Below are 24221 nucleotides of genomic sequence, written 5' to 3' on the forward strand. Positions count from 1 at the left end.
CTCCTGACTCTCGGTGACACAGGCACACCCAGCGTCATTCAGGGCACCCCCCGCCGCACCCGCTGAAACGCGCGAGAGCCCGGCCTCCGTAAGGAGACCGGGCTCTTGAGACGTACGGACGACCGCGACCTAGTCGAGGTAGTCGCGCAGGACCTGCGAACGCGACGGGTGGCGCAGCTTCGACATGGTCTTGGACTCGATCTGGCGGATCCGCTCGCGGGTCACGCCGTAGACCTTGCCGATCTCGTCCAGGGTCTTCGGCTGGCCGTCGGTGAGGCCGAAGCGCATGGACACCACGCCCGCCTCACGCTCGGACAGGGTGTCGAGCACCGAGTGCAGCTGCTCCTGGAGGAGCGTGAAGCTGACCGCGTCGGCCGGCACGACCGCCTCGGAGTCCTCGATGAGGTCGCCGAACTCGCTGTCGCCGTCCTCACCCAGGGGGGTGTGCAGCGAGATCGGCTCGCGGCCGTACTTCTGGACCTCGATGACCTTCTCCGGGGTCATGTCGAGCTCCTTGGCCAGCTCCTCCGGAGTGGGCTCACGGCCCAGGTCCTGGAGCATCTGGCGCTGGACGCGCGCGAGCTTGTTGATGACCTCGACCATGTGCACCGGGATACGGATGGTGCGGGCCTGGTCGGCCATGGCGCGGGTGATCGCCTGACGGATCCACCAGGTGGCGTACGTGGAGAACTTGTAGCCCTTGGTGTAGTCGAACTTCTCGACCGCGCGGATCAGACCGAGGTTGCCCTCCTGGATGAGGTCCAGGAAGAGCATGCCGCGGCCGGTGTAGCGCTTGGCCAGCGAGACCACCAGACGGAGGTTGGCCTCCAGGAGGTGGTTCTTGGCGCGGCGGCCGTCCTCGGCGATGATCTCCAGCTCGCGCTTGAGCTTCGGCGCCAGCTTGTCCGCGTTCGACAGCTTGTCCTCGGCGAACAGGCCGGCCTCGATGCGCTTGGCGAGCTCGACCTCCTGCTCGGCGTTGAGGAGCGGGACCTTGCCGATCTGCTTCAGGTAGTCCTTGACCGGGTCCGCGGTGGCTCCGGCGACGGCGACCTGCTGGGCCGGAGCGTCGTCCTCGTCCTCGTCGGACAGGACGAAGCCCTTGCTCTCGCCCTCGGGCTCCTCGTCGTCACCCTTGCCGGGCGCGGCGTCATCGAGGAGCTCCTCGCCCTCGACGACCTCCTCGTCGTCGCCCTTCTTGCCGGCGGTCTTCTTCGCCGCGGTCTTCTTGGCCACCGTCTTCTTGGCGGCGGTCTTCTTCACGGCCGCCTTCTTGGCGACGGCCTTCTTGGGAGCGTCGTCGGCCTCGTCGGCCGACACGTCCACGCTCTCGGCTGGGGCCGCGGAGGCGGCGACGGTCCTGGTGGTGGTCACGGTCGTCTTGGCCGCGACCGTCTTGGTGGCGGTGCGCTTCGCCGGGCTCTTCGCTGCGACGCTCTTGCGGGTGCGCTTCGGTGATTCCGCGGCACTGACCATCAGCGTCACACCCTCTTCCTCGAGGATCTGGTTGAGGCTGCGCAGAACATTCTTCCACTGGGTCGGCGGAATCTGGTCGGCTTCGAAGGCCCGACGCACGTCATCGCCGGCGATCTGTCCATCAGCCTTTCCCCGCTCGATGAGCGCCATCACAGACTCGGACTCGGCGATCTCCGGCGGGAGCGTACGGGATGTGCTGGCCGACACGAACAACCTCTCGAAACGATGGAAAACGGCTTCCGGCCCCGCCCAGGATCAGGCCGGAGCCGACGACCACCGGCTGGGGATGTGCCGGGGGCGCGGGCTGAACCTCGGAGCTGCACAGCGCCACGCATGGCCGCTGTATTCCCTCCTCGGCTGTTACCTCTTAAGTCATCGCATGGTTCCGAGGAGTGTTACGCGCAATCTTCGTGGCCCGAGTCACACCCCAAAGGCGACCAAGGGCCCACAAGGGACAGATACCCCGTATTCGAGCCCGCCGGACCCCTTCCGGGATCCGGCGGCACGCCTGGTCGGCGGGGCTCCGCTCAGTGCTCGCGCGGGGCGGGGACGACGCGCTCCACCTCGGGGTGCACGGTGAGCAGTTGACGCACGGCCGCCTCGGCCGCCATCGGGTCGCCGTTGGCGAGGGCGTCCACGATCCGCCCGTGGTGCGCCACCGAGGCGTCCGAGGGGCGGTCACAGCCGGTGATCGGGGAGCCGGAAACCTGAAGGGCGGCCGAGACGATGCCGGAGAGGTGCTCCAGCATCCGGTTGCCGGCGAGCTGGATGAGCAGTGAGTGGAACTCGGCGTCGGCCCGCGAGAAGGTGATCGAGTCACCCTGAGCGAGGGCGTGGCCCATGATCTCCACCATGTCGCCGAGGCGCTGCTGCACGTCCTCGCGGCCGTGTCCCGCGGCGAGCCGGGCGGCCAGCGGCTCGATGGTCCAGCGCAGCTCGGCCAGCTCGCGGCGCTGGTCCTCGCGCTGGGGACCGAAGGCGCGCCACTCGATGATGTCGGGGTCGAGCAGGTTCCAGTCGCTGACCGGGCGGACCCGGGTGCCGACGTTGGGCCGGGCACTGACCAGGCCCTTGGCCTCGAGCACGCGCAAGGACTCGCGGACGACCGTGCGGGAGACCTCGAAGCGCTGGCCGATCTCCTCGGGGACGAGCGGGCGGTCCGCGCCGAGGTCGCCGGAGACGATCATCTGACCGAGCTGCTGGACGAGTTGGCCGTGCAGACCGCGGCCGCGGCTGCCCGCCGCACGGCGGCCAACCCGGCCCAGTTCCGTGTCGCCGCCGTCCCAGGAGGGGGCGCCGAGCCGGTCGGAGGAACGCGCCTCCCCGTAGGGGTAGCGGTCGAGTTCGCCCGGGGCCGCGAGGCCGGCGTCGGCGGTGCGGGCGGTCATCATGGTGTGCGCAAGGGTGCTCATGCACCCTTTGTCGGCGGGACTCCCGTGACCCTTGAGGTCTTTGGTGAAAAGCACACGAAAGGGTGATCACCGCCACCCCCGCAATTGACGCTTTATCGGAAAGAAGCGGGCATTCCCAAGGGAGTTGCGGACAGAACCTCGCTCTCGGGCCGCGCGGGGTTCACCAACGGGCCCTGGCCCGCAGGCCGGTGAGGAGATAGGCGCAGATCAGAACCGTGAGGGAGAGCGCCAGTGCGGCTCCGACCGGTTCGGCGACCAGGTGCAGCGCGACGATGAGCCAGTGGTCGAGCGCGTGCGGCCACCGCACCCAGGCCAGGTCGCGCAGCCGGTCGGGAAGCCCGGCGACGGATCGCACCGAGTGCCCGTCCACGGCCTTCCTCAGGAGCGGTACGACGACGACGGGCACGGCGAGCACGGCCGCGAGGCCCGCGCTGGTGGCCCGGAAGATCCCGGCGGCGAGCAGCCCGGCCCAGGCGCAGCCGACGGTGAGTCCGGCCCAACTCGCGCTCAGGCCAAGCCATTCCCGCGCCGGCCCCATGACACCGGCGCCGTAGACCAGGCGCAGGGTCTGGTAGTCGACGGCGACCGCGAGGGCCGCGAGCAGGAGGGCCGTCGCGGCGCTCACGACCAGCTTGGCGAAGAGCAGGCCGAGCCGGCGCGGGGCGGTGCCGCGGTCGGCGGCGAGCGCTGGGTAGCGGTACTCGTCCCCGAAGGCGAGCGCGCCGAACAGGCCCGCGCCGAGCGCGGCGGGCGGCAGGGGAAGCAGGCCGGGCCAGGCGGCGAGGAGCCGGGGCGGCTCGGTCTGTCCGGACCGCGCGAGCAGTACGGCGAGAACCGCCGACGAAGCCAGAACGCCCGCCGCCAGAAGGAAGGTTGTGCGTACGCCGAGCAGCCTGCGCAGCTCGTAGCGCAATGGACGCAGCGGGGTGCGGGCCGGGCGCGGGGCGATGGGCAACGGGTGGGAACTGCGGGGGCGTTCCTGGGGTGGGACGGTGACGCTCGGGCCGGTGTCGCCGATCTCGTCGGCGAGCCGGTGCAGCAGCACACCGTTGCGGAAGGCCGTCTCCCCGATCTCCGCGCAACTGCTGCCGTACACGGACAGGTGGCTGCCGTCCTCGGCGACCACTTCGACGGCGCGCTGCGCGGCGCGCGCCTCACGGCTGACCAGGGCGCCGAGGCGGGCGGCGTGCGGGGTGGCGACGGCGACGCGCGGCCGCAGCCGGGTACGGGCGAACTCGATGCCGTCCTGGTCGGCGACGAGGCGGCCGCCGTCGATGGTGACCACGCGGTCGGCGAAGCGGGCCGCCTCCTTGGGGTCGGAGAAGGTGCACAGAACGGTGCCGCCCTGGTCGGCGTGGCCGCGCAGGAGCCCGTAGAGCCAGGCGTTCTCACGGGGCGAGAGACCCTCGGCCGGCTCGTCGAGCACGAGGGTGTGCGGGTCGCCGAGCAGGGCGGCGGCGAGGCCGAGACGACGGTCCATGCCGAGCGAGAGGGTGCCGAGGCGCTGATCGGCGACGCCGGAGAGGCCGACGACTTCCAGCATCTCCTCCGCGCGCGACACCGGGACCCCGGCGACGGCGCACATCAGCTTGAGCTGGCCCCTGGTGGTGCGCGCGGGATGGCCGGGCACATCGCCGAGCAGGGTGCCCACCTCGCGGGCGGGGTGGGCGAGTTCATGCAGGGGGCGGCCGCGGAAGTAGGTCACGCCCCGGCCCGGTTCGAGTTCGAGCATCAGGCGCAGGGCCGTCGTCCGGCCCGAGCCCGGGGCCCCGAGCAGCGCGGTGAGCTGCCCGGGTCTCGCCTCGAAGGTGAGGTCGTCCACGGCGGGCGGTAGGTCTCGGCGGGGGGCGCTGGTGAGTCCGATTGCCTGGAGCATCGTTTCTCTCGCGGTAGTTGAGACCGCTCGGCGGCAGGGCGGTTACCGCAGCAAGATAACGCGACATTTCGGACTTTTGACGCAGGGTTGGGGTGATGTGGCCCCGGATGTCAGGCCTTTGGGCGCGAACGGAGGCGCGCGGCACAGGGCAGCGGTGCTGGTGGGGGGGTGCCTCCGCATACGGATGCGGGGCGGGTGCACGCCTTCGCTGAGCCCTCGCGTACTCGTGTGGGGCGGGTGCACGCCCTGGCCGAGGCCATACGTGCGGCCGCGGGCGAGCCGAGGCCCTGACCGAGGCCACGCGTACGGGTGCGGGGCGAGCGTGCGCCCTGGCCGAGGCCTCGCGTGCGGCCGCGGGCGAGTCGGCGCTGCCACGGAGGCCGGCGTGGTCCGGCCTCGGGTGCCCGCGCTTCCCGGGGTTCCGCCGCGTCGGACGCCGGCGTCAGCGTGCGCCGCCGGGCCGCGCCCTCACACCTCGGGGCGCAGCATCGGCGGGTTGAGGAGCGTCGCGCCGCCGGCTCGGAACAGTTGGGCGGGGCGGCCGCCCTGCCGGGTCGTCGTGCCGCCCGCCGGGACCAGGAACCCGGGGGTGCCGGTCACCTTGCGGTGGAAGTTGCGCGGGTCGAGGGCGACGCCCCACACCGCCTCGTACACCCGGCGCAGCTCGCCGACGGTGAACTCGGCCGGGCAGAACGCGGTGGCGAGCGAGGAGTATTCGATCTTCGACCGGGCTCGTTCGACCCCGTCCGCCAGGATCCGGGCGTGGTCGAAGGCGAGCGGCGCGGGCTGTTCGCCGTCGCGCCCGAAGCCGCCCTCCTGGCCGAGCAGGTCCTCGACGGGGGCCCAGCGCGCGCTGTGCGCGTCGCCGCCGGCGCGCGGTGCGGGCAGGTCGGGGGCGAGCGCGAGGTGCGCCACGCTGACCACCCGCATCCGGGGGTCGCGCCGGGGGTCGCCGTAGGTGGCGAGCTGTTCGAGGTGAGCGCCGTTGGCCAGCGCGGGGGCCGCCGGGTCCGAGGCGCACAGACCCGTCTCCTCGCCGAGCTCCCTGGCCGCCGCCATCGACAGGTCCTCGTCGTCGCGGACGAATCCGCCGGGCAGCGCCCAGCGCCCCTGGAACGGTGGCTCCCCTCGGCGCACCACGAGCGCGCAGAGCGCGTGGCGGCGCACGGTCAGCACGACCAGGTCGACGGTCACGGCGAAGGGCGGAAAGGCCGACGGGTCGTAGGGCGACATGCGGCGATCATAGTCGTCTGCCTGACGATAAACACTCCCTTCGACACCGTCCGGCACTTCTTCTCCTGGCGCACCTCCCGGGCCGCCCGCCACGCTCAGCCCCCCAGCTGGAGCCGGGTGGCGGCCTGCTCGACCATGCCGACCCCGAGCCTGCTGACCCGCACGGTGAACGGCTCCCCCGCGACGCTCAGGCCCGCGAACCGGACCGAGCCGAGCGGGGCCGAGCGCATCGGATCGAGCGCGACGGACCCGGCCGGGGCGTCCGGACGGATCCCGGCCAGCGCGGTCAGCAACTGGATGCCGGCCGCGGCCGCCACCGCCGCGGGACGGCAGGCGGCCGGATGCGGCACCGGCACACTGCCCTCCGTGCGCTGCTCCCCCGCGTACATCTCGGGCAGCCGGTGGCCGAAGGCCTCAGAGGCGGCCAGGACACCCCGCAGCAGAGCCACGGCCTCCTTCTCGTACCCGGCGGCGGCCAGGCCCGCGACGGCGACCGCGCTCTCGTGCACCCGCACCGCCCCGGCCCGGTGCCCGAAGGGGTTGTACCCGGGCTCCTTGACCGCGAGCCCGCGCAGCCCCCACCCCGAGTCCATCGCGGGGCCTCCGAGCAGCCGGGCCAGCTGTTCGGTCTGCACCTTGTCGAGCAGCCCGGGGGCGAGGCGCCCGCCGCCGAGCAGTCCGGTGTCCAGCAGGTGGGCCGCGCCCGCGCCGAGCAGCGGCACGGGCCGCCCGTCGGCCGTACGGGCCGCGACGGGGCGGCCGCCACCCAGGTCGTCCAGCCAGAACTCCGCCCGGAAACGTTCCCTGAGCGCCCCGGCCCGCGCGCGCCAGGCATCCGCGCCCGGCCGGCCGCACTCGCTCAGCAGTTCCGCGCCGAGCAGCGCCGCCCGGTGGAGGTGGGCCTGGGTCTCGGCGCGGACGAGCCCGGCGGCGACGGGGCCGCTCTCGGCGAGGTAGCCGTCGTCACCGAAGGCCGCCGCCAGCCAGCCCAGGCACCGCTCGGCGGCGGGGAGCAGCTCGGCCACCTCCGACTCGGGCAGCCCCCAGCGCCGCGCCTCCGCGAGGACGACCGGGAACGCGAGGGTGGCCTCCACCCCCGTGCAGCCCGGCGGCAGATAGGGCCCAGCGTCCCTGAACGGTCCGGGGATGCGCCCCAACTCTGGCCCTGGACCGCCCAGTTGGGTCCTGGCCAGGGTGCGCAGGGTGGCCCCGGCGAGCCGGGTGGACAGGGGCAGCGCCATCCGTGCCGCCCAGAGCGCCTCGGCGGGCGCCTGCCCGCACCGCCAGGGGACTCCGGCCGCCGCGTACAGGTCGGACGGGCGGGCCGGGTCGCGGATCAGCAGGGCCCGCAGGTCGTCGATGCTGCGGTGCAGCAGCGCCGCCACGCGCGGGTCGTCGCCCTCGGCCCTGGCCTCCTGCGGGGAGGGCAGGGGGCTCGCCCCCTGCCCGGGCGACCGCACGGGCCGCCCGTTCCTGATGTTCAGCCGGATCGTGCACGAGCCGCCCGGCGGCAGCTCCACCGCCCAGCGCAGTACCCCGGCGGAGGCGAGCGCGTCGGTCGGCGGGGGCTGCGCGGTCACCGCGCTGTGGGCCCCGCCCGACGTCCAGCGCATGCCCGAGTCATGGACGCTGGCGGGCAGTTCGGGCCCGGCACGCCCGGCGGCGACCGCACCGAGGTCGGCCAGGTCGGTACCGAGCGCGATCTCCACCGGGAGCCGCAGCGGCCGCGCCGACGAACTGGTCAGGGTGATGCGTTCGGTGCCGTCCGCGTGGCGGATCCGCTCGACGGCGATCTCGGGGTCGGGCCCGCTGTCCGCCGCCGTGCGCACCACCGCGAGGAACCGGGCCCGGTCGGCCGATATCGGCCTGCCCTGCACGGCGATCGGGTCGCGGCCGGCCACCCTCAACTGGCAGCGGGAGAGCAGCCGTCGGCCGTGCTGGTAGAAGCCTTCGAGGCCGTGTCCGGTGAGCTGACCGTGTTCCGGCGAGACCGCGAGGCCCGGCAGGGCCACGCAGATCACGGCGGCGTGCACGGCCGGCAGCTCGCCGAGCGGCCCGGCGGGCTTCGCCGGGGCCGGTCCCGGATGACTCCCGGTACCGGGCGGGGGCGGTGCGGTGGGCGCCATTGCGTACCCTTCTGCGCGGTCCGGGCGGCGGGGACGAGGGTGATCGCGGGCACGGCCGCGTTCGGTGCGATGCGGTACCCGGTGCCGCGCCGCCCCCACGTGAACGCCGCGGGCCTCGACCGGGTCACGGACGGGTCGCCCTCCCGGCCCCCACCCCGGGGCCGACCGGCCGCATCCCGCCGTCACCCCTCCCCCGTGACCGGCTCCCCGCCCCGGCGCCGCACCCGCCGCCGCCGCGCCGCCTCCGGCCCGGGGCCGGCGGCCCCGGGCCGTTCGGGCTCGGGACGCCCGGATCCGCCAAGGCCCGAACTACCCTTCTGGCGAGGCCTGTTGGAGTCGAGATTCCGTGCGGCCGAAGCGGCACCGGGACGGGACTTGACGCGCGGAGCCGACCGCCGGGCAGACCCGGCCGGCACCACGGCGACCCCGGGCACGGCGGAGCCCTCGGGCACGGGGGCGGCTGCGGGCGCGGAGGTGGCCGTGGGCCCGGGGGCGACCGCAGGCACGGAGGTAGCCGTGGACGGGTAGGTAGCCGCAGGCACGGAGGTGACCCCAGGCGCGGCGGTGGCCGCGGGTACGGAGGTGGCCTCGGATCCGGAGCGCCCCTCAAGTCCGGCACTGACCGGGTTTGCTGACGCGCCCTCAGATAGGGACCCGGCAGCCTCGGGCACGGACGCGCCATCCGGGCCCGCGAGTCGCGCGGCGCGTTCCTCTCGTAGGCAGATGCGCAGCTCTTCCGGGTCGAGGCCCTGGTTGCAGGCCTGGTGGAGGAGGTAGGCGAAGCGGTAGTCGGGATCGGCCCGCAGGGCGAGGCCGAAGGCCACTCGGGCGTGCGGCTCGTCGCCGGTCGACCAGGAGACCCAGCCCGCGAGGGTGAGCAGCGCGGCGGCATGGTCCGCGTACGGTCCGACGCAGCGGCGGGCCAGCGCCCGCCACAGGCGCAGGGCGGGACCGGCGTCGGGCTCCTCCATCCATTCGGCGGCCCAGTCGCGGGTCGTACGGTCCTGGAGGCCCAGGATCACGGCCGCCGCCTCGTCATGGGCGATGAGCCCGTCGTCCAGTTCGTCCGCCGCGTTTCCGCCGAGCAGCAGGGTGCCCGAGCCGCGGCCCGTCACGGGGGCGGAGTCCGTTCCACGGGTCGGCAAGGGCGCCTCCGCGATGCGCCGCATGAGGCGGGCCGCCAGCTCCAGCGTCTCGTCGGCCACGGTCCGCCGGTCGCCCTCGCCCAGGATCCGGGGGAACATCTCCGCGGCCGCGGCGTCCAGGGCCCGCTCCTGTTCGGCCACCGCCGCCGGGGACCGCCACGGGGCTAGCCGTTCTTCCATCTCCCGCAGGGATCCCCGCACCTGGATGCCCGCATAGGTCGCGGCGGCCGCCATCACGGAGGTACCCGGCAGGGCGAGGACGTTGCCCTCGGCCGGGCAGCAGCGGGTGTCGGGGCAGCAGTACGACCAGAAGCGGCCGTCGGAAATGCACAGCGCTTCACGTACGGGGACGTCGAGGCCGCCGCAGGCGGTGCGCAGCCGCTGGGCCAACGGCCGCAGCCACTCCATGACTTGGCGACCGGTGCCGTCCACCGACGGGTCCTGGCAGAGGAAGACGACGATGCCGTCCGGCCGGGTCCCGCGCCGCTCGCTTCCGGTCACCAGGCAGTCGGCGAGCTGGTCGGCGATGTCGGGCCACTCCTGCGGCGAGGCGGGCAGCCCCACCCTGACCCGGCCACCGAACCGGCCGTTCTCGCCGTGCAGCGCGACCAGCACGATCGAGTCGGTCGGATGGAAGCCCAGCAAGTACGGCAGCGCGTCGGCCAGTTCGGCCGGGCCGCGCAGGGTGATCCGGGGCTCGGCGGGCGAGCCGTGGGACACGGAGTCGCGGAACGCGGGCGCGGGAGTCTCCGGCCCGTGGGACACGGAGTCGTAAGGCCCGGGTCCGAGGCGTTCGGGTCCGGACCCCTCGGGGCCTTCGGGCCCGGCGGCCCCGTAGAACCCGGAGTCGGAGTCCTCGGTCCTGGCGTCTCGGGGGTCGTGGGAGTCGCGGGATTCGTCGTGTTCGTTCATGTCTCGCATGTCCCGAGGGTTTCGCGGTCACGCGGTTCCCACCACCCCTGTGGATAACGTTGTCCACAGGACAAAGGCGCTGGTCATACAAATGTCGGCGCCGCCCGGCACGATGCCCCGCAGGCAGCAGAACCCCTCGCGAGAGCCACTGCGGCCACCGCCCGGGCGGCCGGCGAAAGCCCTGCCCACCGAACCGACCCGCGCCCCCGGCCCGGCCGCCAACGTCACCAGCCACCTCACCAGCACCGCGACCACCAACCCGACCAGCACCGCGACCAGCAACCTGACCAGCGAGAACGACCAGCGAGAACGACCGATCAGGAACGCTTCGTTCCGCGATTGTCGGACCCGTCCTGTTGTATGGGGGCATGGAGCACACGAGCAACGCGGAACTGCGTACCGAGGCCGACACCGTCCTCGCCCGTCTCGTCGGGGACGCCACCGGCACCGCGCGGCTGCGCGAGGACCAGTGGCGGGCCATCGAGGCGCTGGTCGCCGACAAGCGGCGGGCGCTCGTGGTGCAGCGCACCGGCTGGGGCAAGTCCGCGGTGTACTTCGTGGCGACCGCCCTGCTGCGGGCCCGGGGCGCCGGCCCCACGGTGATCGTCTCGCCGCTGCTCGCGCTGATGCGCAACCAGGTCGACGCGGCGGCCCGGGCGGGCATCACCGCGCGGACGATCAACTCGGCCAATCCCGAGGAGTGGGACACCGTTCAGGAGGAGGTCGCGGCGGGCGCCGTGGACGTGCTCCTGGTGTCGCCGGAGCGCCTCAACAACCCGGACTTCCGGGACAACGTGCTGCCGAAGCTGTCCGCGGCCACCGGCCTGCTCGTGGTGGACGAGGCGCACTGCATCTCCGACTGGGGCCACGACTTCCGCCCCGACTACCGCAGGCTGCGTACGATGCTGGCCGAACTGCCGCCGGGGGTACCGGTGCTGGCGACCACCGCGACCGCGAACGCCCGGGTGACGGCGGACGTGGCCGAGCAGCTCGGCACCGGCGGCGGCTCGGACGCGCTGGTGCTGCGCGGGCCCCTGGACCGCGAGAGCCTCAGCCTCAACGTGGTCTCGCTGCCGGACGCGGCCCATCGCCTGGGCTGGCTCGCCGACCACCTCGACGAGCTGCCGGGCTCCGGGATCATCTACACCCTGACGGTCGCGGCGGCCGAGGAGATCACCACGTATCTGCGCCGGCGCGGGCACACCGTCGCCTCGTACACGGGCAAGACGGAGAACGCGGACCGCCAGCAGGCCGAGGACGATCTGCTCGGCAACCGGGTCAAGGCGCTGGTCGCCACCTCGGCGCTCGGCATGGGCTTCGACAAGCCCGACCTGGGCTTCGTGGTCCACCTCGGCTCGCCGTCCTCACCCATCGCCTACTACCAGCAGGTGGGCCGCGCGGGCCGTGGCGTGGACCACGCCGAGGTGCTGCTGCTGCCGGGCCGCGAGGACGAGGCGATCTGGAAGTACTTCGCGTCGGTGGCCTTCCCGCCCGAGGAGCAGGTCCGGCGCACCCTGGACGTACTGGCGCACAGCGACCGCCCGATGTCGCTGCCGGCCCTGGAACCACTGGTGGAGCTGCGGCGCACACGCCTGGAGACGATGCTCAAGGTGCTCGACGTGGACGGCGCGGTGCACCGGGTCAAGGGCGGCTGGACCAGCACGGGCGAGCCCTGGGTGTACGACGCCGAGCGGTATACGTGGGTGGCCCGGCAGCGCTCCGCCGAGCAGCAGGCGATGCGCGACTACGCCTCGACGACGGGCTGCCGGATGGAGTTCCTGCGCCGCCAGCTCGACGACGACCAGGCGGCGCCGTGCGGACGCTGCGACAACTGCGCGGGCGCCCGCTTCACCGCCGATGTGTCCGGCACCGCCCTGGACGAGGCGCGCGGCGAGCTGACCAGGCCCGGCGTGGAGGTGGAGCCGCGCAAGATGTGGCCCACCGGGCTCGCGGCGATCGGCATCGATCTGAAGGGCCGCATCCCGGCGGGTGAACTGGCCTTCTCCGGAAGGGCGTTGGGCCGCCTTTCGGACATCGGCTGGGGCAACCGGCTGCGCCCGATGCTGGCGCCGGGCGCCCCCGACGGGCCGGTGCCCGACGATGTGGTGCAGGCCGTGGTGAGCGTCCTCGCCGACTGGGCCAAGGGCAGGGGCGGCTGGGCCTCGGGCGGTCCCGACGCGCCGCCCCGGCCGGCCGGTGTGGTGACGGTGCCCTCGCGCACCCGGCCCGCGCTCGTCTCCTCGCTCGGCGCGCGGATCGCCGAGATCGGCCGGATGCCGCTGCTCGGCTCGCTGGAATACGCCGACGGCCCGGCGGGCGAGCGCATCGCGCAGTCCAACAGCGCCCAGCGGGTGCGCGCGCTGCACCACGCCTTCGTCGTGCCCGAGGCGCTGTCCGCCGCCCTGGCCGAAACCCATGGGCCGGTCCTGCTGGTCGACGACGCGTCCGACACCGGCTGGACGCTGGCGGTCGCCGCCAGGCTGCTGCGCCGCTCCGGAGCCGAGGGGGTGTTCCCGCTGGTCCTCGCGGTCCAGGCGTGAGGGCAGGGGTGACCGGGGGTGCCGCTGGGCAGGGATATGAGTGCCATACCCGTCGATTCAGGTCAGCGACGTCAATTGCTCGTTGCCGCCCGACCTCGCGACGGGAAGAATTGGAGCCGCCCCCGCACGGTCCCCCTGAGGTCCTGAAGGGCTGTGCCGTGGTGCGCCCCCACCCGGCACCGCCCGCACTGTGGGCGCGTATTCGGAAGGGAGGACCGTGACCTTCGGATTCGCTCCGTCCGCCGCCTCGGCAGCGGCGTCCACCCGCGTATCGGCCGACTCCGCGAACCGCTTCGGGCGGATCCTGGAGCCCGCCGAGTGGGCAGCGGCCGGCATTCCGCTGCTGCGCAATCCCCGCGAGGTCGTCAGCGGGCTGCACGCCCGGCACCGGCCGACACCCACGACCGCCGTCGTCGCGGTCCTCGACCACGAGGAACGGCTCGCCGCCAGCGCGTCGTTCGCCCGCCGCGCGGCGCCGGCCGACGGCTGGGAGTTCCGCAACGCGCTGCTCGCGCAGCTGCGCCGGGTCATCCCGCACGATCTGCGCCGCCGGACCCCGGTGCGTACCGCCGTACTGCTCTACTGCCGTGACGGCGACGAGCGGTGGACGGAGGAGGACGGGGCCTGGATGTGGGGCCTGCGTGACGCCTGCACCTTGCACGGGCTGCGCTGCGGCGCGTACATCACGCTCACGCGTGACGGCTGGCAGGTGCTCGGCGAGGGCCGCGGCGGCCGCCGTCCCAGCTCCATCTCGGGGCCGGGCTCACTGGCCGACGCCGGGAAGGAACTGGCAGAGCCGCTGCCGTTGCGCTCGGGCACGGCCACCGTGGACATGCGGCGGCGCACCGCCGCGCGCTGAACCGTTCCGGCACGGCCGGGCACCGGGTCCGTCCGGCCGTCGGCCTGCCCGGGCCCCGGGCGTGGCCGGGCGCGCGGCACGGCCGGCCCGCGCGCCCGGTCGGACGCGCGGGACCCGGCGACCGGACCGGAGCTCAGACTCCGGCGCCGAGCGCCGCGTTGATCCGCTGCGGGTCGCCGCACACGATGAGCAGCGTCCCGGCGCGGGCCAGGGCGAGCGGCAGTGCGCGGGCCGCCGCGTCGTCGGCCGCGTCGCCGTTGACGGCGACGACGACCACCGGGCGGGCCGAGGCCCGCTCGACGGCGGCCGCGGCGGCGTAGAAGACGTCGTCGCGGGCGTCGTGCTGGGCCCAGTAGGCGTCCTCGCCGAAGGACAGCTCGTGCGCCGCCCACGGGTGCGGGTCACCGGTGGTGAGGACCAGGATGTCGCCCGGCGCGCGGCCGGTGTCGAGCAGCAGGTCCACCGCCTCGCCCGCGGCGTCGAGCGCGCCGTCGGCGGGGGCCGGGATCAGCTGGATCTGCGGTCCGGCCGGGCTCGGCGGCCCGGGCGGCGGGGTCTGCGCGACGGAGGTGTGCGACCGCTGCGCGGGGGGCGTGGGCCGGGCCGGTCCGGGGCCCGGATGTCCGGGACGCGGTGCGGCCGCGGTACGCGGGCCGGGTACGGGGCGAGGGGTCTGCGCGGTGCGGCCGGCGGCCGGGGTGACGCGGGGACCCTGGGCACTCTCGTGAATCTGAGGCTCCTCGGGGATGAGAGGCATGAGTGGATGTCTATCAAATGCCGGTGAAGGCGTCACCGGCGGGTGGGCACAAAGGTGCGATCGTGGCGGAGTCTCCCCGCAACTGGGCGGGAAAGTCCAGGGATTTCGGGACGCGCGGGGGTACTTTCACACGTCCGCGAAACGGACCGGAAGGCTCCGGGAACGGGGCCGCACCGTACGGACAACGGACCGGGAACCGAGGGGCCCCGCCCGTCCTCCGGGTCAGAAGTCGAAGCCGAGCTGTCCCCCGCTTTCGAGTGCGGCCGCCTCAGCGGACAGCCGCGCCTTCTTCAGATGCCGCCACCGGGGCAGCGCGTCCAGATACGACCACGACAGCCGGTGGTAGGGGGTGGGGCCCTGCTCTTCGAGGGCCGCCTTGTGCACGGGCGAGGGATAGCCGGCGTTCTCGGCGAAGCCGAACCCCGCGTACTCCCCCTGGGCGCCCGTCAGTTCGGCCATCATCGCGTCCCGGCGCACCTTGGCGATCACCGAGGCGGCCGACACCGCGATACAGGACTGGTCGCCCTTGATCACCGTACGGACCTGCCAGGGCAGACCGAGATAGTTGTGCTTGCCGTCGAGGATCACCGCGTCCGGCCGCACCGGCAGCGCCTCCAGGGCGCGCACGGCGGCGAGCCGCAGGGCCGCGGTCATGCCCAGCTCGTCGATCTCCTCGGGCGAGGCGTCGCCGAGCGCGTACGCGGTGACCCAGCCCTCCAGGACCGCGGCCAGCTCGGTGCGGCGCTTGGGGCTGATCAGCTTGGAGTCGGTGAGCCCGAGCGGCGGGCGGCGCAGTCCGGTGACGGCCGCGCAGACCGTGACGGGACCGGCCCACGCCCCGCGTCCGACTTCGTCGACACCGGCGACGATCTTGGCCCCGGTGGTGGCGCGAATCGAGCGCTCGACGCTGTGGGTGGGTGGTTCGTACGGCATGGCGCCTGCAAGGTTACGCCGCCCGGGGCCGCCCGCGACACCCAGGTCACCCCTTGCCGCCGGCGGGCCGCTCCGAGCCGGGGCCCCAGACGCCGTCAGCCCGCGCGGGGACGCAGCAGCGGCACCATCACCTGGTCGACCATCGCGGCGATGTCCGCCTCGCTCCATTCGCTTCCGCACAGCTTCGAGCGGTACATCATCAGCCCCGGGATCACGTCGAAGACCAGGTCCCCGGTGACATCGGGTCGCACATCGCCCCGCTCGACGCCGCGCCGCACCACCTCGCGCAGCAGCCGGTTGGCCGGCTCGATCACCCGGTGCAGGATCAGCTCCTGGAACCCGTCGGCCGCCGCGCCGTCGCACTCGTAAAGCACCGAGCGCAGCGCGTGACCGGAGCGCGAGTACATGGTGCCGCGGATGCGCAGGCACAGCTGGTAGAGGTCCTCACGTACGGAGCCGTGGTCCGGCGCGTCGTCGAGGCCGGCGAAGCCGGAGCGCAGCGCGTCCGCGACCAGCTCCGCCTTGGAGGGCCAGCGGCGGTAGACGGCGGCCTTGCCGGTCCCCGCGCCGGCGGCCACGCCCTCCATGGTGAGGCCGCTCCAGCCGACCGTGCTCAGCTGTTCCAGGGCGGCGTCGAGGATCGCCCGTTCCAGAACGGGCCCCCGGCGGCGCGGCGAGACGGGCTGCGCCCCGGTGTCGGTGCAGCGCGAAGCGGCCATCTTCCACTCTCCGTTGGGGACTCTCCGCGGGGACGGATATCCCCTGTTGGGGACGGGGGTGCCACCGCCCGGGGCGGTGATCGCAGCGTACGGGGACGGACGCCCGGGACCCCCATGGTGACCCCGGCCCGCCCGGATGTTCCAGACGCGGTCCGGCCCCCTGGGCATCCGGCGCCGAGGCGGACGCTTGGCCAACATGCCCCCAACTCCCCCTGAAAAGCCTTGTGTTCGCTCCCGGCGCCTCACTATCGTCGGTCATTAGTGAACGGATGCGTTCACTACGGCTCTCAGGGGGACCCAGTGACGCCCAACCCGACCGACACGGCCCGACCAGCCGCATCCCGCACCCTGCGCGAGGACCGCCCCGCCCGGCCCGGCATAGCCCTGGCCGTGATCGCGGCGTGCCAGCTGATGGTGGTGCTCGACGCCAGCATCGTGAACATCGCGCTGCCCCACATCCAGACCGCCCTCGGCTTCTCGACCAACGACCTCACCTGGGTCATCAACGCCTACGCGCTCACGTTCGGCGGGCTGCTGCTGCTCGGCGGCCGGGCCGGCGATCTGCTCGGCCGGCGCCGGATGTTCACCACCGGCATCCTGCTCTTCACGCTCGCCTCACTGCTCGGCGGGTTCGCCCAGGAGCCCTGGCAGCTGCTCGCCGCGCGCGCCCTGCAGGGCGTCGGCGGCGCCATCGCCTCGCCGACGTCGCTCGCCCTGATCGCGACGACGTTCCCCGAAGGCCCGGAGCGCAACCGGGCGTTCGGCGTGTTCGCCGCCGTGTCGGCCGGCGGCGGGGCCATCGGCCTGCTCGCGGGCGGCATGCTCACCGACTGGCTGAACTGGCGCTGGGTGCTGTTCGTCAACGTGCCCATCGGCGTCCTCATCGCCTCCCTCGCACCCCGCTACATCAAGGAGTCCGAGCGTCACCCGGGCCGCTTCGACCTGACCGGCGCGCTCACTTCCACCCTCGGCATGGCGGCGCTGGTCTACGGGTTCATCCGGGCCTCGTCGGACGGCTGGAGCGACGCGCTCACGCTCGGCTCGTTCGCGGGGGCCGTGCTGCTGCTGCTCGCGTTCGTCGCGGTGGAGCGCCGATCGGCCCAACCCATCACGCCGTTGCGGATGTTCGCCGACCGCAACCGGTCGGGCACGTACGTGATGATGCTCAGCCTGGCCGCCGCGATGTTCGGCATGTTCTTCTTCATCGTCCTGTTCGTGCAGAACGTGCTGCACTACAGCCCGGTCAGGGCGGGCCTCGCCTTCCTTCCGGTGACGCTCGCGATCGTCACCGGCGCCGGGATCTCCTCCAACCTGCTGCCGAAGCTGGGCCCGAAACCCTTCATGGTGACCGGCACGCTGCTCACCGGCGCCGGCATGGCGTGGCTGACCCGGATCGATCCGGGCAGCTCGTACGCCGGCGGGATCCTCGGCCCGATGCTGCTGTTCGGCTTCGGCATGGGCCTCAACTTCGTCACCCTCACCCTGACCGCGGTCTCCGGTGTCGCCGACCGTGAATCGGGCGCCGCGTCGGGCCTGTTGAACGCCACGCAGCAGGTCGGCGGCGCGCTCGGCCTGTCCATCCTGACGACCGTGTTCGGCACCGCGAGCCGCGACGAGGCCACCATCCAGGTCAAGGACTTCCTGGCGCACGGCTCACCCGAGCAGAAGGCCGCGTTCCTCAACTCCCGCCGGCTGCCCGCCCCGTGGAGCGACGAGGTGCTCGCCCATGGCATCGGCGTCGCGTTCATCGCCGCCGTCGCGCTGGTCGCCCTCGCGATCCTGACCGCCGTGTTCGTCATCCAGGTGCGCAAGAGCGACCTGGAGGCGCTGAGCGGCTCGCCCGGGGCCGCGCTCTAGGCCGCGCTCGCCGGGACCCAGTCCGGCAGGTCCTCGGTGCGCTCGGCCCAGGCGGCGGGGGGCGCGCCGGCCCGGGCGGCCGCGACGATTCCGCCGACGATCGCGCAGGTCGTGTCCACGTCGCCGCCGACCTGCGCGGTCGTCCAGAACGCCCGCTCGTAGTCGCCGAGCCCGCGGGCCGCCGACCAGAGCGCGAACGGCACGGTGTCGTGCGCGCTGGTGCGGCGCCCGGAGCCGAGCACCGCGGCCACCGTCGCCGCGTCGTCGTAGTCGAGCATGTCGCGCGCCCGCCGCAGCCCGGCACCCACCGCGCTGCGCGGCACGAGCGCGATCACCGTGTCGAGCAGATCGCCCGGCGCGGGGGGACCCGCGGGCGCGGCGGCCAGGGCCGCTGCCGCGGCGACGGCCATGGCCCCGACGACGGCCTCGCGGTGCTGGTGGGTGGTGTACGAGGAGATCTCGGCCTGGTGCGTGGCCTGCTCGGGGTCGTCCGCGTACCAGGCGCCGAGCGGCGCGATCCGCATCGCGGAGCCGTTGCCCCAGGAGCCCTGGCCCTTGAACAGGGCGGAGGCCAGCGTCCGCCAGTCCCCGCCCTCCCGGACCAGACGCAGCATCCGGTTGACCGCCGGGCCGTAGCCCCGGTCGAAGTCGTGGTGGTGGGCGAAGGACAGCGCGAGCGCGTCCTGGTCGATCCGGCCGTGCGAGGCGAGCACGGCCAGCACCGAGCAGGCCATCTCGGTGTCGTCGGTCCACTGCCAGGGGCCTTCGGGCAGTTCCCGGCGCTTGAGGAGGGGGTAGTGGGCGGGGACGAAGAACTGGGAGCCCAGTGCGTCCCCGACGGACAGGCCGCGCAGGCTGCCCAGGGCGCGTACGAAGCGCGTGTCGAGTGATTCGGTGGAGGAGTCAGCGGTCATCGCACACCCACTCTATCCGGTGATCCCGTACGGCTCGGGGGCACGCCACCGCTGGAACGGCCGGTCGAGCGAGTACCGCCCGTCCGCCCCGAGCAGCAGCGTCCTGGTCTCGGCGTTGCCCGGATTGGACAGCGACTCGAAGTCGGCCACGCTCCAGTGGAACCAGCGCATGCAGAACAGCCTCATGGTGAGCCCGTGCGTCACCAGGAGCACGTTGGGCGGGTGGTCGGGGGCCTCGAAGCTGCGGTAGAGGCTCTCCAGGAACGCACCGACCCGGTCGTAGACATCGGCCCCCGACTCGCCCTGGGCGAAGCGGTAGAAGAAGTGCCCGTACGCGTCCCGGTAGGCCTTCTGCAGCTTGACGTCGTCGCGGTCCTGCCAGTTCCCCCAGTCCTGCTCGCGCAGTCGCGGCTCCTCCCGGATGCGCACTTGCGCGGGGTCGAGGCCGAAGGCGCGGAACGTCTCGTGGGTGCGGCGGTAGGGCGAGACGTAGACGCTGACGCCCTCGTCCTTGAACATCGCCCGCAGCCGCTCCCCCGTGGCCTCGGCCTGGCGCAGCCCGGTCTCGGTGAGCCTCAGCGCATGGTCGGGCTCGCGTTCGTACACGGTGTCGTCGGCATTGCCCTCCGACTCGCCATGCCGGACGAGGACGATGCGCCGTGGTCTTGCCATGCCCAAACCCTAGATCGCCCGCGCCCCGATCGAGCACCTGTCCGGCCTCCATCCGGCGTAGACGCCGCTCGGAGCGCACCGGACCGCCGCTGCGCGGGCGGTGGAACCGGGTGTCAGACCGTCCAGTCGGCGTCCAGCCGCACGACGTCACCGGTGAGCGCCGCGACGTCCGTATCGGTCTCCGCGCGCAGCGAGAGCCGCTCCAGCCGGTCGGCCCGGTACTTGCCGCGCTCGGCGGCCGACTGCCACATGGAGAGCACCAGGAACTCATGTCCCGGCGCCTCGGCGAACACCCCGCGCAGCATGCCCGGGGAGCCCGCCATCGCGGGGTTCCAGACCTTCTGCTGCATCAGCGCGAAGTGCTCGACCCGTTCCTCGTGCACCGTGCAGTGCGCGATCCGGACCACGTCGGCGTCGGTGAAGCGCGGCTCGAAGCCGGTCTTCACGTCGAAGCGGTGGTCGAAGAGCTTGGTCTCGATGTCCTTGTACGTGCCCGACTGGGCGGCGGCGAGCCGGTCGTGCCCCCGCGCCATGAAGGAGTCGTAGAACGCGCGGCTCTCCCAGAAGCCGAAGACATGGGCCACTTCCGGCCGCCTCCGGCTCCAGCCGCCGCCCTGTCCACGGAAACCGGGCTCGCCGAGGAGCCCCGCCCATTTCCGCTGCCCGCGCTCGAAACCGCGGCGGTCCACCACGGTGCAGCGAATCCACTTGACCAGCACCGCGCCATCGTACGGCGCACCACCACGCCCCCGTCAGGCTCCGGCGGACTATGTCCGCGGGAATATGCCGTACGCCCCGAACCCCTGTGCACCACCGAACACGGGCACGACTCTCCCGGACGTCCAACCCGCCTCCCACTGGGCCCAGTTGTGCGACTTCTTCCTGGTCCATCACGATATCGAAGGCCTCTGACAACGCCCCTGGGAGCTCGTCGGCGGACACCCGGCGACGCTCCTCGGTGCCGTCGTCGCGAACGGTGGTGAGCTCATCCCTGACGACCGCCCGGCGCACTCCGAGCGCGGGCCCGTCGGCACCCACTTCGCCCCGCAGGCCCAACAGGGCGTGGCAGCATGGGGGTTCGCGGGGGCGACGGACCTGGGGAGGGCGTGGGCATGAGCGGTATCGGCAAGGGGCTCGGCACGGTCGAGGTGGCACTGCGATGGGACCCGAGCCCGCTCGGCTCCCCCGCCCACGACCTCGATCTGGTCGCGGGGGTCTATCCGGCGGCGGCCCCCTACGGCCCGCCCGACTACTGGGTGTACTACGACCGGCGTTCCCCCGAGGGCACGATCTCCCTCGACCGCGACAGCCGCACCGGCCAGGGCCTGGGCTATGACGAGGTCATGACCGTGGAACTGGGCCGGATGCCCGAGGAGCACGCGCGCGTGGTGATCGGGGTGGTCATCCAGCAGGGGTCCGGACCCCTGGTCTTCGGCGAGGTGGCGGCCCCCGGTGTCCGCATCCGCGAGGGCTACACCGAGCTGGCCCAGCACGGCTTCGCCGAGGTCGCCGGGGCCAGCGCGGCCACGGTCGCCGAGTTCCGGCGGAGTACGTCCGGTGCGTGGGAATTCCGGGCGGATCTGCGCGGATTCACCCTTGACCCGGACGCCTTCATCGCCGCCATGGGTTCGGCGCCCGCCTGAGCCCGCCCGGTGCGCACGACTGAGGGGACCGGCGGGTGCCGGTCCCCTCAGTGCGGTGCGCTCAGCTCAGTGCGTGGCGCTCACCCATAGGCGCTGCCCGGGTGTCAGCTGCAACCGCTGGTCGAGCCGCAGCCCTCGCAGATGTAGCAGGAGCCGGCCCGCTGCATCTTCGTACCGCAGGAGAAGCAGAGCGGCGCGTCGGCGCTGACGCCGAGCTGCATCTCGACGAGCTCCGCCGAGTTGTGCGCGACCTTGGGGGCCTCGACCGCGACGGCCTTGGGGGCGGCGACGGCCTTCAGGGGCTCGCTCTGGCGCGGGGCGGACTGGGCCAGGCTCTCGACGTCCAGCTCGTCGTCCTCCAGGGCCGGCTCGTACGAACCGGTGTCCAGGTGACGCTGGCGCTCCTCGGCGGAGTGGATGCCGAGGGCCGAGCGGGTCTCGAACGGCAGGAAGTCCAGCGCCAGGCGGCGGAAGATGTAGTCGACGATCGACTGCGCCATCCGCACGTCCGGGTCGTCCGTCATGCCGGCCGGCTCGAAGCGCATGTTGGTGAACTTCGAGACGTACGTCTCGAGCGGCACGCCGTACTGCAGGCCCACGGAGACGGCGATGGAGAAGGCGTCCATCATGCCCGCGAGGGTGGAACCCTGCTTGGACATCTTCAGGAAGACCTCGCCCAGACCGTCGTCCGGGTAGGAGTTGGCCGTCATGTAGCCCTCGGCGCCACCGACCGTGAACGAGGTGGTGATCCCCGGGCGGCCCTTGGGCAGACGCTTGCGGACCGGGCGGTACTCGACGACCTTCTCGACCGCGGTGCGGATGGTCTCCTCGGCCTTGGCGGTGACCGCCTCCTTCTCCTTCTCCTTGGTCTTGGCGGAGAGGGGCTGGCCGACCTTGCAGTTGTCGCGGTAGATGGCGAGCGCCTTGACGCCCATCTTCCACGCCTCGAAGTAGACCTCCTCGACGTCCTCGACGGTCGCCGTCTCCGGCAGGTTGACCGTCTTGGACAGGGCGCCCGAGATCCACGGCTGGATGGCCGCCATCATGCGGACGTGACCCATCGCGGAGATGGAACGCTCGCCCATGGCGCAGTCGAAGACCTCGTAGTGCTCGGTCTTCAAACCCGGGGCGTCGATGACGTTCCCGTTCTCGGCGATGTGGGCGACGATCGCCTCGATCGCCTCCTCCTGGTAGCCGAGCCGGCGCAGCGCCTGCGGCACCGTGCCGTTGACGATCTGCATCGAGCCGCCGCCGACCAGCTTCTTGAACTTGACCAGGGCGAGGTCGGGCTCCAGGCCGGTGGTGTCGCACGACATGGCGAGACCGATGGTGCCGGTGGGCGCGATGACCGAGGCCTGCGCGTTGCGGAAACCGTTCTTCGCGCCGAGCCGGATCACGTCCTGCCAGGCCTCCGTGGCGGCGGCCCAGATCGGGTTGTCCAGGTCGTCCACGTGGACGGCCGCGGCGTTGGCGTCGGCGTGCTGCTTCATGACGCGCTGGTGCGGCTCGGCGTTGCGGGCGTAGCCGTCGTACGCGCCGACGACCGCGGCGAGCTCGGCGGAGCGCTTGTAGGAGGTGCCGGTCATCAGGGAGGTGATGGCACCGGCGAGCGCGCGGCCGCCGTCGGAGTCGTACGCGTGACCCGTGGCCATCAGCAGGGCGCCGAGGTTGGCGTAGCCGATGCCCAGCTGGCGGTAGGCGCGGGTGTTCTCGCCGATCTTCTGCGTCGGGAAGTCCGCGAAGCAGATCGAGATGTCCATCGCGGTGATGACCAGCTCGACGACCTTGGCGAAGCGCTCGACCTCGAAGGACTGGTGGCCCAGGCCGTCGTCCTTGAGGAACTTCATCAGGTTCAGGGACGCGAGGTTGCAGGACGTGTTGTCCAGGTGCATGTACTCGCTGCACGGGTTCGAGCCGTTGATGCGGCCGGACTCCGGGCAGGTGTGCCAGTGGTTGATGGTGTCGTCGTACTGGATGCCCGGGTCGGCGCAGGCCCAGGCGGCCTCGGCCATCTTGCGGAAGAGCGACTTGGCGTCGACCTCCTCGATGACGTCGCCGGTCATGCGGGACGTGAGGCCGAACTTCCCGCCCTGCTCGACCGCCTTCATGAAGGCGTCGTTCACACGGACCGAGTTGTTGGCGTTCTGGTACTGGACGGACGTGATGTCGTCGCCGCCCAGGTCCATGTCGAAGCCCGCGTCACGCAGCGCGCGGATCTTCTCCTCTTCCTTCACCTTGGTCTCGATGAAGTTCTCGATGTCGGGGTGGTCGACGTCGAGGATGACCATCTTGGCCGCGCGGCGGGTGGCGCCGCCGGACTTGATGGTGCCGGCCGAGGCGTCGGCGCCGCGCATGAAGGAGACGGGGCCCGAGGCGTTGCCGCCGGAGGACAGCAGCTCCTTGGAGGAGCGGATGCGGGAGAGGTTCAGGCCGGCGCCGGAGCCGCCCTTGAAGATCATGCCCTCTTCCTTGTACCAGTCGAGGATCGACTCCATGGAGTCGTCGACGGACAGGATGAAGCAGGCCGAGACCTGCTGCGGCTGGGGCGTGCCGACGTTGAACCACACCGGCGAGTTGAAGCTGAAGATCTGGTGCAGGAGGGCGTACGCCAGCTCGTGCTCGAAGATCTCGGCGTCGGCGGGCGAGGAGAAGTACCCGTGGTCCTCGCCGGCCTTCGTGTAGGTCTTCACGATCCGGTCGATGAGCTGCTTGAGACCGGTCTCGCGCTGCGGGGTGCCGACGGCCCCGCGGAAGTACTTGCTGGTGACGATGTTGACCGCGTTCACCGACCAGAAGTCGGGGAACTCGACGCCACGCTGCTCGAAGTTGACCGAGCCGTCGCGCCAGTTGGTCATGACGACGTCACGGCGCTCCCAGGACACCTCGTCGTACGGATGCACGCCGGGGGTGGTGTGGATGCGCTCGATACGCAGACCCTTGGTGGCCTTGGATCCCTTGGCTCGGGAGCCTCGTGCCGGGCCGCTCGCCGTCTCTGTCATTGCCGCCTCCCATACGCGGGCAAAAACGCCCAAAAGTGCCTGAATGTTCCCAAGGCACGGTGTTTGTCTGTTGCCACGGGCGCAGCCGAAACGCACCCCTGGCAGGTCTTGGATTGCCGCCGATCGGCGACCGCGGGCCGCGCGGGCC

At 72.7% G+C, this 24221-nt stretch carries 17 protein-coding genes; 4 read left to right on the top strand and 13 right to left on the bottom strand.

Going from position 1 to position 24221, the window contains the following annotated elements; all coding sequences use genetic code 11:
• Nucleotides 1-129: 129 nt before the first annotated feature.
• The 6 genes from ACFYZA_RS32425 to ACFYZA_RS32450 form a co-directional block, all read right to left on the bottom strand.
• Complete coding sequence (locus ACFYZA_RS32425; protein WP_382593089.1) at nucleotides 130-1683, bottom strand: RNA polymerase sigma factor; 1554 nt, start codon at nucleotides 1681-1683, stop codon at nucleotides 130-132.
• A gap of 320 nt (nucleotides 1684-2003) precedes the next feature.
• Nucleotides 2004-2888 carry a FadR/GntR family transcriptional regulator gene (locus ACFYZA_RS32430; protein ID WP_382593092.1) on the bottom strand — a complete coding sequence of 295 codons (885 nt, stop codon included), beginning with the start codon at nucleotides 2886-2888 and terminating at the stop codon, nucleotides 2004-2006.
• 160 nt (nucleotides 2889-3048) lie between these two features.
• Nucleotides 3049-4764 (bottom strand): ATP-binding cassette domain-containing protein, encoded by a 1716-nt coding sequence (locus tag ACFYZA_RS32435; protein ID WP_388494275.1) that lies wholly within the window; start codon nucleotides 4762-4764, stop codon nucleotides 3049-3051.
• A gap of 468 nt (nucleotides 4765-5232) precedes the next feature.
• Nucleotides 5233-5997 (bottom strand): NUDIX domain-containing protein, encoded by a 765-nt coding sequence (locus tag ACFYZA_RS32440; RefSeq protein WP_382593098.1) that lies wholly within the window; start codon nucleotides 5995-5997, stop codon nucleotides 5233-5235.
• Between the two features lie 95 nt (nucleotides 5998-6092).
• A complete protein-coding gene (locus ACFYZA_RS32445) occupies nucleotides 6093-8123 on the bottom strand; it encodes a glycogen debranching N-terminal domain-containing protein (RefSeq protein WP_388494276.1) in 2031 nt (676 codons plus the stop codon).
• A gap of 182 nt (nucleotides 8124-8305) precedes the next feature.
• Nucleotides 8306-10180: a DUF4192 family protein gene (locus ACFYZA_RS32450; RefSeq protein WP_388494314.1), complete on the bottom strand. Its 1875-nt coding sequence runs from the start codon at nucleotides 10178-10180 to the stop codon at nucleotides 8306-8308.
• Between the two features lie 368 nt (nucleotides 10181-10548).
• On the opposite strand from ACFYZA_RS32450, the gene ACFYZA_RS32455 reads away from it, so the two are divergent.
• Both ACFYZA_RS32455 and ACFYZA_RS32460 read left to right on the top strand, forming a co-directional pair.
• The gene (locus ACFYZA_RS32455; protein ID WP_388494277.1) at nucleotides 10549-12720 is read left to right on the top strand and encodes a RecQ family ATP-dependent DNA helicase; all 2172 of its coding nucleotides are present in this window, start codon (nucleotides 10549-10551) and stop codon (nucleotides 12718-12720) included.
• Between the two features lie 217 nt (nucleotides 12721-12937).
• The gene (locus ACFYZA_RS32460) at nucleotides 12938-13579 is read left to right on the top strand and encodes a hypothetical protein (protein ID WP_382593110.1); all 642 of its coding nucleotides are present in this window, start codon (nucleotides 12938-12940) and stop codon (nucleotides 13577-13579) included.
• A 133-nt stretch (nucleotides 13580-13712) separates the two neighbouring features.
• On the opposite strand, the gene ACFYZA_RS32465 is transcribed toward ACFYZA_RS32460, so the two are convergent.
• From ACFYZA_RS32465 to ACFYZA_RS32475, 3 genes are all read right to left on the bottom strand, one after another.
• Nucleotides 13713-14336: a hypothetical protein gene (locus tag ACFYZA_RS32465; RefSeq protein WP_388494278.1), complete on the bottom strand. Its 624-nt coding sequence runs from the start codon at nucleotides 14334-14336 to the stop codon at nucleotides 13713-13715.
• Nucleotides 14337-14558: 222 nt separating this feature from the next.
• The gene (locus ACFYZA_RS32470; RefSeq protein WP_382593116.1) at nucleotides 14559-15269 is read right to left on the bottom strand and encodes a ribonuclease HII; all 711 of its coding nucleotides are present in this window, start codon (nucleotides 15267-15269) and stop codon (nucleotides 14559-14561) included.
• 95 nt (nucleotides 15270-15364) lie between these two features.
• Nucleotides 15365-15988 (bottom strand): TetR/AcrR family transcriptional regulator C-terminal ligand-binding domain-containing protein, encoded by a 624-nt coding sequence (locus ACFYZA_RS32475; protein ID WP_388494279.1) that lies wholly within the window; start codon nucleotides 15986-15988, stop codon nucleotides 15365-15367.
• A gap of 300 nt (nucleotides 15989-16288) precedes the next feature.
• Here ACFYZA_RS32475 and ACFYZA_RS32480 point away from each other — a divergent pair, with 300 nt between their 5' ends.
• Nucleotides 16289-17845 carry an MFS transporter gene (locus ACFYZA_RS32480; RefSeq protein ID WP_388494280.1) on the top strand — a complete coding sequence of 519 codons (1557 nt, stop codon included), beginning with the start codon at nucleotides 16289-16291 and terminating at the stop codon, nucleotides 17843-17845.
• Here ACFYZA_RS32480 and ACFYZA_RS32485 read toward each other — a convergent pair.
• The 3 genes from ACFYZA_RS32485 to ACFYZA_RS32495 all read right to left on the bottom strand — a co-directional run bounded on the left by ACFYZA_RS32485 (nucleotide 17842) and on the right by ACFYZA_RS32495 (nucleotide 20150).
• Complete coding sequence (locus ACFYZA_RS32485; RefSeq protein ID WP_388494281.1) at nucleotides 17842-18759, bottom strand: ADP-ribosylglycohydrolase family protein; 918 nt, start codon at nucleotides 18757-18759, stop codon at nucleotides 17842-17844. The genes ACFYZA_RS32480 and ACFYZA_RS32485 overlap by 4 nt on opposite strands.
• A gap of 12 nt (nucleotides 18760-18771) precedes the next feature.
• Nucleotides 18772-19431 carry a histidine phosphatase family protein gene (locus tag ACFYZA_RS32490; RefSeq protein ID WP_382593128.1) on the bottom strand — a complete coding sequence of 220 codons (660 nt, stop codon included), beginning with the start codon at nucleotides 19429-19431 and terminating at the stop codon, nucleotides 18772-18774.
• A gap of 113 nt (nucleotides 19432-19544) precedes the next feature.
• A complete protein-coding gene (locus tag ACFYZA_RS32495; protein ID WP_388494282.1) occupies nucleotides 19545-20150 on the bottom strand; it encodes a YdbC family protein in 606 nt (201 codons plus the stop codon).
• 393 nt (nucleotides 20151-20543) lie between these two features.
• On the opposite strand from ACFYZA_RS32495, the gene ACFYZA_RS32500 reads away from it, so the two are divergent.
• Nucleotides 20544-21074 carry a TerD family protein gene (locus tag ACFYZA_RS32500; RefSeq protein ID WP_388494283.1) on the top strand — a complete coding sequence of 177 codons (531 nt, stop codon included), beginning with the start codon at nucleotides 20544-20546 and terminating at the stop codon, nucleotides 21072-21074.
• A 104-nt stretch (nucleotides 21075-21178) separates the two neighbouring features.
• Here the strand turns inward: ACFYZA_RS32500 and ACFYZA_RS32505 are convergent, their stop codons facing one another.
• Nucleotides 21179-24073: a vitamin B12-dependent ribonucleotide reductase gene (locus ACFYZA_RS32505; protein ID WP_382593136.1), complete on the bottom strand. Its 2895-nt coding sequence runs from the start codon at nucleotides 24071-24073 to the stop codon at nucleotides 21179-21181.
• Nucleotides 24074-24221: the final 148 nt, after the last annotated feature.

The sequence above is a fragment of the Streptomyces sp. NPDC001828 genome, assembly GCF_042892175.1.
Taxonomy (GTDB): domain Bacteria; phylum Actinomycetota; class Actinomycetes; order Streptomycetales; family Streptomycetaceae; genus Streptomyces.